The sequence below is a fragment of the Novosphingobium sp. genome (assembly GCF_039595395.1).
Lineage (GTDB): Bacteria > Pseudomonadota > Alphaproteobacteria > Sphingomonadales > Sphingomonadaceae > Novosphingobium.
In genome coordinates this window covers 91,897-105,007 of sequence record NZ_JBCNLP010000006.1, presented here as the reverse complement: position 1 = coordinate 105,007, position 13,111 = coordinate 91,897, and the positions used below count along the sequence as shown (strand labels likewise).

Below are 13,111 nucleotides of genomic sequence, written 5' to 3'. Positions count from 1 at the left end.
TGCTCACCAGTGCAGATCCACTTCGCCGCCGATGGTCTGCGGCTCGCCCAGCACGGCGACATGCCCGTCGGCATAGGCATATTGCTGATATTTGGCGTTCAACACATTGCGCAGGAACAGATAGGCGCCCCAATGCCCCGCGTCATAACCCACCCGCGCATTGGCCACCGCCCGCGCGCCGACGTAATATTGCTGCTGGTTGACGCCGACGCTGGTGAACACGCCGCTGCGCCAGTTGACGTTGACATTGCCCGTCCAGCCGCTGGCCAGATGGGCATTGACGCCGCCCGCCAGCGTCCAGTGCGGCGCATAGGCAAATTCCGAGCCCGACAGGCTGGAGGCGGTCGCGGTCGTGCCGGTGGGCAGGGTGAATTGGTCGAATTTCGTCTCGACATGGCCCAGCGTGGCATAGGTGTCGAAGACCTTGCTCAGCTTGTGGCTGGCCTCCACCTCGAAGCCCCAGAGATGCGACTTGCCCGCATTGACCGTGTTGTAGTCATAGGAGTTGATGCCCCGGTTCACCGAGACCTGCTGGCTGGTCCACTTCGTGTAGAACAGATTGGCGTTGAGCGTCAGCCGGTCGTCCAGCCAGCTTGAGCGCAGCGAACCCTCGAAATTGAGCGTATGCTCGGGGTTGTAGGGCTCCAGCGTGGAGCGCGCGGCATTCTGGCTGGAGCCGCCCGAGCGATAGCCCTTCTGCACGGTGAAAGCGGTGGTGACATGCGGCGTCCAGTCCATGCTGAACCCGCCCTTGGGCAGGAATGCGCTGAAATTGCGCGTGGCGGGCGGGGCGCTGGCCCCCGCCGAAGCAACCATGCTGGCCACGCCCGCGTTAATCGCGCTGACCGCCTGATAGACCGCGCTGCCCGCCGCGCCGAAACTCGCCGGATTGGGGTAGGTGCCGGTGAAAAGCGCCGTGCTGTCGGAGGCGGACGAGTTGCGCTCATGATCGTAGCGGAAGCCGGCGATCAGCGAGAGGCGGTCGGTCAGTTTGTAACGCCCATCGCCGAAGACGGCGGCGGTGGTGATGCCGATCGGCTGATTGCCCTGATAGGCGACCGGGATCACCGGCAGTCGCGCGGCATAAAGCGTGGTGATCTGATTGGCGGCGGCGGCGGGGAAGCCGTTGCCCTGCAACAGGGCCGAGATGGTTGCGGTCGGCAGGGCGACGTTGATCCGGCTGTTGGCGTTATACTGCTGATTGCGGTGGTAATACCATCCGCCCAGCACGCCGCTCAACCGCTCGTCCTTGTAGTTGAGGCGCAGCTCCTCGGTCACGGTCTTGGTGGTGTAGATGTTGTGGACCGCGGCGATATCCTGCGGGCCATAGTCGCTATCCGCCGTCACATCGCTGTGGATGCGGTTCCACGAGGTGACGCTGGTCAGCTTGAAGCGGTCGCTCAGGCGATAGGAGATGTCGCCGTTGGCGATGTCGGTGGCGATTTTGCCGGTGTTGGGGTTGCCCGCCAGCGAAACGCGGTTGTTGTAATAGTCGGGCTGGCTGGTGTTGACATATTGGTACAGGTAACCGCCCGCGCGGCGCACCCGGTTGTAGCCCAGCTTCACCGTCAGATCGGGCAGCGCGCTGGGCGTCCACAGCAGCTTGCCACGCAGGTTGAGCGATTGCAGGCGGTCGTCATAGCCGCCGCGCGTGACGTTGCGGATCAGCCCCCGGTCGGCGCGATGTTCGACCGAGAGGCGGAAGGCCAGTTCGCCGGGCACGATCGGGCCGCCCAGCGCGGCGGAGAAGGTGCGGCTCATCTGGCTGGACCACAGCACGCGGCCATCGGCGCTCCACTGCATGGTGGGGTCTTTGGTCTCGATCACCACCGATCCGGCAAGCGCGTTGAGGCCCTGAATGGTCGATTGCGGCCCGCGCAGGATCTCCACCTGAGCAATGTCCCACATGTCGGTCGGGCCGCCGAACAGCGCCTCGCTGGGCAGCGGCGCGCCGTCGAGATAGACCGTGGCGGTGTCCGCGCTGCCCGCGCCAGAGACGCCGGTGTTGTTCACGCCGCGAATGGTGAAGCCCGCCGAACCATAGGTTTCCGACATGTTGGCGGTGCGGTTGTAGACATCCTGGATCGACAGGATCGCCTCATCCTTCAGCTTTTTGGGCGTGGTGACGGCGATGCTGGTGGTGGTGTGCCGGATCGTGCGGTCCGACTTTTCGCCGGTGACGATGATGTCGTCACTGGTCTGGCGGGTGGCCGGTTCTTCGGCGGCAGGCTGGGCCAAAGCGGGCGCGGCGCTGGTCAGCAGCAGCGCGCAGGATGCAAAAAGCGTCGACATAGGATTCCCCCCGGTTTGTCGCGGGGGCTGATATATAGATCGCTATTGAGAATCAAACGCATTTTCAATTGATGCAATCCAGCACGGGCTCCCGCCTTCCTGTGCGGAGTTGCAGGCAGCGGATCCATGCCGGGAGACGCCACCGCTCCCGGCATGGGGAACGGCTAGAGCTGGACGCGCAAGGTCATGCTGTAGGAGCGCGGATCGCCATAGATCAGCCCGTCATAGAAACCATATTGGCGATAATAGGTCTTGTCGGTCAGATTGTTGACATTGGCCGAGAGCTGGACCTGCTTCGTCACCTGATAGCGCGCCATCAGATTGACCAGCGTATAGCCACCCACCGTCAGATTGCTGGCATCATAGCGGCCACCACCCAGCGGACGACCGGGGTTGGTCGACCATTGCGTGTTGCTCTGGCTGGACAGGCCACCGCCGATGGTCAGGCGGTTCCACACGCCGGGCAGCGTGTAGCTGGTGGAAAGGCGGAACTGGTGGCGCGGATCCTGCCGATAGGAGGTGCCCTTCACGTTCAGATAGCTGTAGCCCATGAAGATGTTCCACCCCGGCAGCAGCTCGCCCGAGGCGTCCACATCCACGCCCTTGGAGATCACGCCGTTGATCGTGCGATAGATCGTCTCGCCGGTGATGTCGTTCACCGCGCCGGTACTCTCGGCAACATTGCTCTGCTTGTTGCGGAACAGGGCGAGCGAGGCGTTCAGCTTGCCGCCGTAGAACGCACCCTTGATGCCCGCCTCATAGCTGGAGCCGCGCACCGGATCGAGCAGGCGGTTGTCGGCATCGCGCAGATTGCCCTGCGGGGTGAAGACATCGGTGTAGCTGCCATAGACCGAAAACACCCGGGTCACGTCATAGACCACACCGGCATAGGGTGTGAACACCCCGGCCTGATGGCTGCGCGCGCTGGCATCGGCGGTGTAGACATTGGCCACGCTGTAATCGCCGCCCCAGACCTTGTAGTCGCTGATGCGCCCGCCCAGAATGGTCGAGAGACCCTTGGCCAGAATGAAGCGCCCTGCCAGATAACCGCCGACATTGCGGACGCTGTCCACCCCGCGCGCATTGGTGCGGAAGGTGTTGTAATTGGCATAGGAGCCGTCCCATGTCAGCCAGTCGGCAACCGGCAGGCCCGCCGCGCGATACTGGCAGCCGCTGTAGGGCGCCACGCCCGCGATGTTGCAATTGCCCAGCGCATTGCTGAAGGCAAATTCGGCCTGGCGGTTCTGGTAACCGTTGAAACCGGCCATCAGCTGGTGGTCGCGCCCGAACAGATGGAACGAGCCCGACAGGCTGATGTCGACATTCTCGCGCTTGGCTTCATATTCGGAGTGGATGCCGTTGAGAAAGGCCCCCGTGCCATCCTGGTTCCAGAAACCGGCAAAGCCACCGATGTTGCGCGCGGCATTGTTGACCTTGGCCACGCCGATGTTGCTGTAGCTGGAACCCTCCGTATGGGCATAGAACAGGCGAAGATGCCAGTCCTTGCCCCATTGGTGGTCCAGCGTGGCGAAGGCGGTGGTGGATTCGCGCTTGGCCACGCTCCAGTTGGTGACCGGATTGGTGCTGCGCGGCAGATTGGCGAGGCTCCCATCGGCAAACCAGATCGGCACATTGCCACCCCATGAGGCGCCATCGTTGCGGGTGCGCTCATACTGCAGCCCGCCGTTCAGCACGGTGCGCGGCCCCAGATCGACCGCGACATTGCCCAGCACGCCGCGCCGGGCGACATGCTCACGGTCGCGGAAGGTGTCGGTGCTTTCGTCGGTGAAGACCAGGCGGCTGCGGACATGGCCGTCGCGCGTGATCGGCAGGTTGAGGTCACCCATCGCGCGGCGCTTGTTCCAGTTGCCCAGCGTCAGCATGCCCTGCGCGGCCAGCTTGGTGCCCGGCGCCTTGCGCTGCAGATAGATGGTGGCCGAAGGATCGCCCGTGCCGCCCAGCAGCCCGTTGGCGCCGCGGATGATCTGGAGGTTGTCGTAAAGATCCATATTCATCGACGTGCCCACGCCGCTGAAATTGGTCTGCCCGTCGACCTGCATGCCGTCGATCTTGTAATTGGTGATGTCGAACCCGCGCGAGCGATAGGTGGTGCGCCCCGCATTGTCCTGCGCATAGGAGGAGACGCCCGGCGTCTTGCCCAGCACGTCGTCGATGGTCTCGATGCGCTGGTCGTCCAGCAACTGGCGGGTCAGCACGGTGATGGTCTGGGGCGTTTCGCGCGGGGACAGGTCAAGGCCGATGGCGGCGTTCTGATGCTGCGCGGTATAGGTGTCGGGCCCGTCCATCTGCTGGCCCGTGACCGTGATCGAGCGCTCATCCTCATCGGTCGCGGTTTCGGCGGCCATCACGGGCGCGGCCCAGCACAGGCCGATCGCCATGGCAAAGAGGGACGCACGCGCAAGGCCCGCGCCGTCAGCGGCTGGTAACATCGTCAATTCCCCTGTATAGTGCGGATCATTCGCAATAACTCGCGTCCCGCTAACAGGTCAGGGGCTTGGGGAAATCAGCGGATTTGTTTGAATTTGTAAGGGACGCGACGGAATTGTCAGCTATTGTAACGCGTTGGCGGATGCGGCCATGACCAGCATTCTGGTGGTGGATGACGATGCGCAGATCCGCGCGCTGCTCTGCGACTACCTGGCCGAGGCAGGGATGAGTGCCCAGGGTGTCGGCGATGGCGATGCGATGTGGCGGCATCTGGATGAGCATCAGCCCGATCTCATCATCCTCGATCTGATGCTGCCGGGCACCGATGGGCTTTCGCTGTGCCGTTCTCTGGTGGAGCGTCTGGACATCCCCGTCATCATGCTGACCGCGCGCGGCGCGCTGATCGACCGCATCGTCGGGCTGGAAATGGGCGCCGACGATTATCTGGCCAAGCCCTTCGACCCGCGCGAGCTGCTGGCGCGCATCAAGGTGATCCTGCGCCGCGTCGGGCGCAGCACGCAGCGCAGCGAGGAACCGGCCCTGCTGCATTTCGCGGGATGGACTCTGGACACGAAACGCAACCTGCTGCTCTCGGATGATAGCGCCGAACCATTGCTGATCGCCGGGGTGGATTTCCTCACCCTGCGCACGCTGCTGGGCGAACCCTATCAGACGCTCAGCCGCGATTACCTCTCGCAGCGCATCTATGGGCGTGAGCGCGATCCGGCGGACCGCGCCATCGACATGAGCATCAGCCGCCTGCGCCAGATGCTGGGCGACGATGCGCGCAATCCGATGCTGATCCGCACTGTGCGCAACGGCGGCTATGTCCTCTCGGCGGATGTGGCGGCACAGGCATGATCCGGCGGTGGTTGGGGCATCTATGGCCCTCCTCGCTCTCGATGCGGATCGCCTGCATTCTGGTGGCGGGGCTGGTGCTGACGCAGGTGCTGACCAGCACCATCTGGTTCGAAAGCCGGCGGCGGCAGATGCTGGAGATCCCCACAAGGGTCTTCGCCACCCGCGTCGCCGACAGTCTGCGCCTGCTCTCCACCCAGCCGGACGGTGCAAGGCAGGCGATGCTGCAAACGCTGACCACGCCGGGATTTGCGCCCAGCCTGTCCATGCAACTGCCCGCCCCGGTGACGGCCTCGGGCGATCAGACACGCATCGCGCCCTTGCTGGCTCAGGTCATCCGGCTGCATCTGGGGCGCCCGGTCGAGGTGCGGGTGATCGATGCCGCGCTGATGGATGAAAACAACCGCCCGGCAGGCAGTCTGGCGATGATGACCGCGCATGATCCCACCGCCTCCTTTCTGGTGGCCGCCAGGCTGAGCCCGCAAGACCCCTGGCTGATCGCGCGCGGGCAGGAGGATGAGAATGGCGCCGATCTCGACCGCGCTGGCACGATCCTCGACTATATCCTGCGCATCTATCTGCTGCGCATTCTGATCGTGGTCGCGCTGACCTTGCTGGCGGTGCGTCTGGCGATGAACCCGCTCAAGCGCATGGGCGATGCCGCCGAAGCGCTGCGCCGCGACATTCACAGCCCTCCGCTGCAAACCTGCGGCCCCCGCGAGGTGCGCGGCGCCGCCGAGGCCTTCAATGCCATGCAGCGCCAGATCATCGAGAATATGGAAGAGCGCAGCCGCTTTCTGGCGGCGATCTCGCATGATCTGCGCTCACCCATTACCCGGCTTCGTTTGCGCAGCGAGATGCTGCCCTCCGAGGCCCTGCGCGCCAGCTTCCGGGCCGATCTGTCGGATATGGAAGAGATGGTGGATGCCACCCTCTCCTTCGCGCGAAGCGGCGTGGAGGACAGCGTGCGGGAGATGGTGGATCTCGATCTGATGCTGGCGATGATGGTGGCCAATCTGGCCGGGCAGGCCGTCACGCTGACGGGACAGGTGGGCCGCCCCATCCATGGCTTCCCCCAGAGCCTGCGTCGATGCGTGCAAAATCTGCTCGACAATGCCCTGCGCTATGCGGGCAGCGCCGAAATCCATGCCTCAGGAGATAAGCAAATAGCGGTGATCGAGATTCGCGACCATGGCCCCGGCATCGCCGACGATCAGTTGGAAGCCGTGTTCGAGCCCTTCTATCGCCTTGAGCATTCGCGCAATGCCGATCTGGGCGGCGTCGGGCTGGGCCTCAGCATCGCGCGCAAGATCGCGCTGGCCCATGGCGGCAGCCTGACCCTGCGCAACCGGGCCGAAGGCGGGCTGTCGGTGCATCTGGCGATACCCCATGCCGTTCAGGATGCCTGAACCCCAGCCGTATCGGGCGACCATGGCGCAAACCGCTGCATGATCTGGTCGAACAGCTCCGATGCCAGATGCTGTTCCAGCCATCGCTTCAGATGCGGCAAGGGCAGCGCATCGAACCACGTCCGGTCGACCGCCGCGAACTGGCGCACGAAGGGCATGATCGCCGCATCGGCCAATCCACGCTCCGCGCCGCAAAGCTGCCCGGCGGTGCTCAGACGGCGGTCGAGCAATTCCAGAAACGCCAGCCCCCGCGCGCGATGGGTGAGCGCGTCGCCATCGTGGCGCTCGGGGTATTTGTAACGGTCGAGCGCATGTTTGAAGGCGCCATCATTGGTGGTGACAAGCGCCCCATCGTCACGCGCCAGCCAGCCTTCCGGGTCATGCCGCATCAGCGCCCAGCGCATGATGTCGAGGCTCTCGTCGATAACCCTGCCGTCGGGCAGCACCAGCACCGGCACCGTCCCCTTGGGGGAAGCCTCAAGCATGGCCTGCGGCTTGGCCGAAAGCTTGATCTCGCGCAGGGCGAAAGCCGCGCCGCTGATCGTCAGGGCCAGCCGCGCCCGCATCGCATAGGGGCAACGCCGAAAGCTGTAGAGGATGGGGTCTGCCTGCATGGCCCGCCTGTATCAGGCGACACGCTCCGCTCCAACTGCGGCATGCTTATGGGCCTTACCGTGGTTATTTTGTGGTCTTTATGTTTGATTGTCACAAAAATTCCACCAATGCCTCCTAATCCGACGATCGGGATGCGGCCGGGCCGCCTCCGCCATCTTCGTTTCTCCAAAGGGGGTTCCTCATGTTCCGCTCCACGCGCTGCTGCGCGCGCGCTGCCTTGCGCGCGCTGCTGATGCTCGGCACCACGGTGTCCGCCGTCGCCATCACCACAAGTGCCGCGCAAGCCCAGGATTACACCAACATCGCGGCCTCGGGCCGGGTGACCGGGCAGGATGGCGCGCCGATCGCCAATGCCGAGGTGAAGATCACCTCCTCGGACAAGGGCGTCAGCCGCAGCGTGAAGACCGATGGCACGGGCGCCTATACGATCCCCCAGCTTTCGCCGGGCAATTACGATGTCACCATCACGGCCGAGGGCTTCGCGACCTACAGCGAGCGCAGCATTGCCCTGACGCGCGAGACCGGCGGCGCCAACAGCTTCCGCCTGGCCCCGGCGACCCGCAGCGGCGACATTGTCGTGACCGGATCGCGCCAGCGCGTCGCCGATTTTCAGGACACCACGGTCGGCAGCACGATCAATCTGGCCTCACTGACCCAGCGCGTGCCTATCGGCCGCTCGCTGCGCGATGTCATGCTGCTCACTCCGGGCACGGTGCAGGGCTCCTCGCCCGCAAATGCCGGCTTTGCCAATCAGGTGTCGATCGGCGGCGCTGCCTTTACCGAAAACGCCTTCTACATCAACGGCCTGAACGTCACCGACTTCGTGTCGGGCGGCCAGCCAACCGAAGTGCCTTTCGACTTCTATCAGACCGTCGAGGTCAAGACCGGCGGCGCCCCCGCCGAATTTGGCCGCGCGACCGGCGGCTATGTGGTGGCCACCACCAAATCGGGCTCGAACCAGTATCACGCCAGCGTCACCGCGCTGACCGAGCCCAACGGTTTGCGCGCCACCTCGCCCTCGACCCGCACCACCGATTACGCCCATGCCAGCGCCAGCCGGCAGGAGCTGATCTTCCAGGCCAGCGGCCCGATCATCAAGGATCACCTCTTCGTCTACGGCCTCTACAATTTCCGCGACATCAGTTCCTTCACGCCCGCGAAGAACCAGAACAACGCGACCGGCACCGTCAACCGCAGCCCCTTCTGGGGCGGCAAGATCGACGGATACATCACCGGCGACCACCATTTCGAATTCACCTATTTCGACTCGACCAACGACACGCGCAACCGCAGCTATGACTGGAACACGACCACCTTCCAACGCGGCGCCGAGACCGGCGGCACCAATGCGCGGGCGGGCGGCATCAACTATGTGGGGCGCTACACCGGCACCTTCACCCGCTGGCTGACGTTGTCGGCCGCTTATGGCGTCAACAAGCTGCGCTCGGGCAATCTGCCGCTCGACACCGTCAATTCGCAGGTGGTCGATTATCGCACCGACCCCGCCGGCATCCAGATCGGCGCCAACAAGGTGACCGACGCCTTCAGCGAAACCGACGACACGCGCCGTTTCTACCGCATCGATGCCGACCTCCAGTTCCATCTGGTGGGCGCGCACCACATCCGCTTCGGTTACGACCACGAGAATGACAAGCAGGTCCAGACCTTCCAGACCATCGGCGCGGGCGCCTTCAAGATCTACAATGTCACGGCGGATTCGGCCGCGCGCATCGGCTTGCCGGTGGGCGAGACCTATTACACCACCCGCGTCTATGCCCAGAACGGCACCGCCCATGTCCGCAATGAGGCCTTCTACATTCAGGACCAGTGGTCTCTGCTGAACAACCGACTGCGGCTCGATCTGGGGCTGCGCAACGACCGCTTCAGCAACCAGGGCGTGAACGGCCAGTCCTTCTTCAAATCGGGCAACCAATGGGCCCCGCGTCTGGGCGCCTCCTTCGATCCGCTGGGCGACGGGCGGACCAAGATCTTTGGCTCCTATTCCAAATATTACCTGCCGATGGCGGGCGACATCAATCTGAACGTCGCGGGCAGCCTGGTCACCTACACGCGCTACAACCGCTTCAACGGGCTGGGCGCCAACAGCATCCCGGTCGCGGGCGCGGCGTTGCTGAACGTGGCCAACACCAGGGCCTGCCCCGACACCGGCATCGCCAATTGCGAGGTTTCGGCGGATGGCTCGGCCTTCAACCCCTCGGGCACGATCGCAACCAACATCAAGCCGCAATCCGACAATGAGTTCATCATCGGCGCCGAGCATCAGTTCGGCGATCATATCCGCATCGGCGCCAGCTTCACGCACCGCGAGCTGACCAATGTGATCGAGGATATGTCGATCGATCTGGCCGCGCGCAAATATTGCATCGGGCTGGGCATGTCGGTGGCGTCCTGCACCTCGACCTTCTCGGGCGGCAACCAGTTCGTCATCGCCAATCCCGGCAAGGATGTGACGGTGCAGCTCAACAAGCTGCCCGATGGCTCGACGCCGGTGGTGACGCTGAAAGCCGCCGATCTGGGCTACCCGATGCCCAGCCGCACCTACAATGCGCTGACGCTGACCTTCGACCGCAGCTTCGACCAGAAATGGAGCCTGTCGGCCTCCTACACGTTGTCGTTCAACCGCGGCAATTACGAGGGCGGCGTTCGCTCGGAGAACGGCCAGTTGTCGATCAACCGCAGCGCCGATTTCGACTCGCCCGGCTTCGTCAACGGCGCCTATGGCTATCTGCCCAGCGACCGCCGCCACAGCTTCAAGGCCTATGGCAGCTATCGCCTGCTGCCCTTCCTCGATCTGGGCGCCAATGCCGTCGTGCAGTCGGCAGCGCATTACAGCTGCATCGGCTCTGTGCCGCTCAGCGTCGATGCCTATGCCAACACCTATCACGGCTATGGCTTTTACTGTCAGGGCCAGCTGATCCCGCGCGGCACCGCCTTCATGGGCGACTGGCTGACCCAGTTCGACATCAGCGCGGTGGCGCATCTGCCGTTGCCGCATGGGGTGGATGCCTCGATCCGGCTGGACGTGTTCAACCTGTTCAACAGCCAGTCGGTCACCGCCTACAACAATTTCGGCGAGCAGAGCGACGGATCGGTCAACCCCGATTACCGCAGCCCGGTCAATTACCAGAACCCGCGTTCCTTCCGCCTGACGGCGCGGATCGGGTTTTAAAGAGTCGTTTGAAAATCCGGCGGAAGAGCCGGATTTTACGGCACCGGCCCGCTCCCCCGCCCGGCCACCCATAGGATACGTCCGTTGGGTATCCGGGCGGGAAAACGAGCCGATGCCGCGTCTGCGAGGGCCGCTCCCCAGCGGCCCGCAATTGCCAAAGCATGCGCCGCCGGGCAAACAGCCGTGCGGCGAAACGATGGAGGCCACAATCGAAAAACGATCACAGCGTCAGCGCGAGATCATCGCGCGGATGCGCAGCGGGCGGACCCTGTCGGTGCTGGCGCTGGCCAGCGATCTTGCCGTCTCGGACGAGACAATCCGCCGCGAATTGCGCGCGCTGGAGGAGCAGGGCGTCATCATCCGCGAGCATGGCGGGGCGCGTCTGGCCACGCAGGTGCATGAGGGGCCGCTCCACCAGCGCATGGAGGAGAATGCCGACGCCAAGCTGCGCATCGCCCGCGCGGCCGCCGAGCTGATCGACGATGGCGCGATCCTCTTCATCGATTCGGGCACCACAAGCTGCTTTATCGCCCGCCAGCTGGTCGAAAGGCGCTCGCTGACGGTCATCACCAATTCGCTGCAGGTGGCCAGCGATCTGGGCGGCATCAACAACAACCGCCTGTTCCTTGCCGCCGGGCAGATGGATTACGATTATCGCGCCTTTTCCGACCATGTGGCGCAGGATTATGTGCGCGGCTTCACGCCGCATCTGGCCATCCTGTCGGTCGGCGGCATCAGCATCGAGCGGGGCCTGATGGACTTCCACCCCGGCGAGGCCGCCATGAGCCGGATCGCCTATGCCACCTCCAAGCGCGTGCTGCTGGCCGCCGATTCCTCGAAGATCGGGCGTTATGCGCTGATCCAGACGGCGGCGCTCAACGATGTCGACATTCTCGTCACCGACACGCCGCTGGACGAGGATTACGCCCGCGCCTTCGCTCACGCCGAGGTGGTGATCGCCTGAGCGCGCCCCTCGGCACGGCGCGCGGCGCCCATCAGGGGCAGCCCGGCCACCAGCATCAGCAAGGCGCCGCATCCCGCCACGCCGGCATGCAGCAGCCAGAAGGCGGGGGCGCCGATCCTGTCGTACCAGACCCCGCTGAAGCCGACCCACAGGTTGGCGAAAAAGCCGTGGAGATAGAACAGCCCCATCCAGAAGCCGACGCGCCGGCGCGGGGCTGCCCCGGCGATCAGGCTGAGCCCCGAGGGCCAGATCAGCACGATCGCCGCATCGATCAGCAGCACATAGGTGATGGCCCAGGGCAGCGGCAGCGATGGCCCCTCGGCGCTGCCGATGGTCAGGATCAGATAGCCCGCCGTGCAGCACAGCCCGCCCATCAGCACCTGCACGCTGGCGCTGATGGCATGCCCGCGCCGCTCCAGCGCGCGGGTTGCCCATTGCGACAGGGTGATCAGCATCAGGGTGAAAGCGCCATCCAGCGAGAGGAACCACGCCACCGGCATCGCCCAGCCGCCCAGCCGCAGATCCAGATGCGTCCGCGCCCAGATCAGGAAGATGTTGTTGAGCTGCTCATAGGCGGCAAAGCACAGATAGACCGCCGCCAGCGCGACGATCAGCAGGCCGACCGCCGGAGCGGCGCCCAGTGACACGCGGTCAGCCATCACGGCCACGGGAGGCCGGGCGATCTCCGCGCCGCTGCGCGCATAGAACCCCAGCCCGATGGTCAGCCCTGCCGCCGCCGCACCGAGCCCCCAGACCGGCCCATAAAACAGCGCCAGCGCGCCGCACACCAGCGGGCCGCCGATCGTGCCCGCATTGAGAAAGCCGAGATAGGCGGTGTAGGCTCGCCGCCGCCGCGCCTCATTGGCATAGAGCATGCCGAGCTGCGCCGAGAGATTGCCCTTCAGCAGGCCTGTGCCGAGCGCGAAAGGGATCAGCCCGATCAGGAAACTGCCCTTGCCCAGCATCAGCATCAGGCCGAGCAACATGCCGCCACCCCCGCCCAGCACCAGCAATCTGCGGCTTCCGCCCAGATCCCCGACCAGTCCGCCCAGGGGAATGGACAGATAGATCAGCGCATTGGCGCAGCCGTAAAGCTGCGAGGCAAAGCCTGTGGTCGAAACCGGGCCCAGCAGCCTATGGAGCGTCGTGGCCCCCGCCACGCGGGCGAGGTCTCCGGCCAGCACCTGATCGACCAGCATCAGCACCAGCAGCGACTTCACCCCCGCCATGGCGAAGCGCTCCCAGAACTCCATCATCGCCAAGGCAAGGAAGCGCGGTTCCAGCAGCGGGCTGTCGGTGGTGGTCCCCCCAGTGCTCCTCTCGTCGTCCATGTCG

Annotated in this window: 8 protein-coding genes; 4 read left to right on the top strand and 4 right to left on the bottom strand. The window is 64.7% G+C overall.

Translation table 11 applies throughout. The features are described from left to right. Positions 1-3: 3 nt before the first annotated feature. Both ABDW49_RS20725 and ABDW49_RS20720 read right to left on the bottom strand, forming a co-directional pair. Entirely contained in the window at positions 4-2,292 is a 2,289-nt protein-coding gene (locus ABDW49_RS20725; RefSeq protein ID WP_343614844.1) for a TonB-dependent receptor, read from the bottom strand. A gap of 164 nt (positions 2,293-2,456) precedes the next feature. After that, on the bottom strand, positions 2,457-4,742 hold the full coding sequence (locus ABDW49_RS20720; protein ID WP_343614842.1) for a TonB-dependent siderophore receptor: 2,286 nt from the start codon (positions 4,740-4,742) through the stop codon (positions 2,457-2,459). 148 nt (positions 4,743-4,890) lie between these two features. Here ABDW49_RS20720 and ABDW49_RS20715 point away from each other — a divergent pair, with 148 nt between their 5' ends. Together ABDW49_RS20715 and ABDW49_RS20710 are read left to right on the top strand one after the other, a co-directional pair. After that, positions 4,891-5,601 carry a response regulator gene (locus ABDW49_RS20715; protein WP_343614840.1) on the top strand — a complete coding sequence of 237 codons (711 nt, stop codon included), beginning with the start codon at positions 4,891-4,893 and terminating at the stop codon, positions 5,599-5,601. Then, positions 5,598-7,007 (top strand): ATP-binding protein, encoded by a 1,410-nt coding sequence (locus tag ABDW49_RS20710; protein ID WP_343614838.1) that lies wholly within the window; start codon positions 5,598-5,600, stop codon positions 7,005-7,007. Before ABDW49_RS20715 ends, ABDW49_RS20710 begins: the two co-directional genes overlap by 4 nt. Here ABDW49_RS20710 and ABDW49_RS20705 read toward each other — a convergent pair. Beyond that, positions 6,995-7,621 carry a glutathione S-transferase gene (locus ABDW49_RS20705; protein ID WP_343614837.1) on the bottom strand — a complete coding sequence of 209 codons (627 nt, stop codon included), beginning with the start codon at positions 7,619-7,621 and terminating at the stop codon, positions 6,995-6,997. The genes ABDW49_RS20710 and ABDW49_RS20705 overlap by 13 nt on opposite strands. A 182-nt stretch (positions 7,622-7,803) precedes the next feature. Here ABDW49_RS20705 and ABDW49_RS20700 point away from each other — a divergent pair, with 182 nt between their 5' ends. Together ABDW49_RS20700 and ABDW49_RS20695 are read left to right on the top strand one after the other, a co-directional pair. Further along, positions 7,804-10,812, top strand: a complete 3,009-nt coding sequence (locus ABDW49_RS20700; protein ID WP_343614835.1) for a carboxypeptidase regulatory-like domain-containing protein — start codon at positions 7,804-7,806, stop codon at positions 10,810-10,812. Between the two features lie 196 nt (positions 10,813-11,008). After that, the gene (locus ABDW49_RS20695; protein WP_343614834.1) at positions 11,009-11,776 is read left to right on the top strand and encodes a DeoR/GlpR family DNA-binding transcription regulator; all 768 of its coding nucleotides are present in this window, start codon (positions 11,009-11,011) and stop codon (positions 11,774-11,776) included. Here ABDW49_RS20695 and ABDW49_RS20690 read toward each other — a convergent pair. After that, positions 11,752-13,107 (bottom strand): amino acid transporter, encoded by a 1,356-nt coding sequence (locus ABDW49_RS20690; protein WP_343614833.1) that lies wholly within the window; start codon positions 13,105-13,107, stop codon positions 11,752-11,754. The genes ABDW49_RS20695 and ABDW49_RS20690 overlap by 25 nt on opposite strands. Positions 13,108-13,111 lie beyond the last annotated feature (4 nt).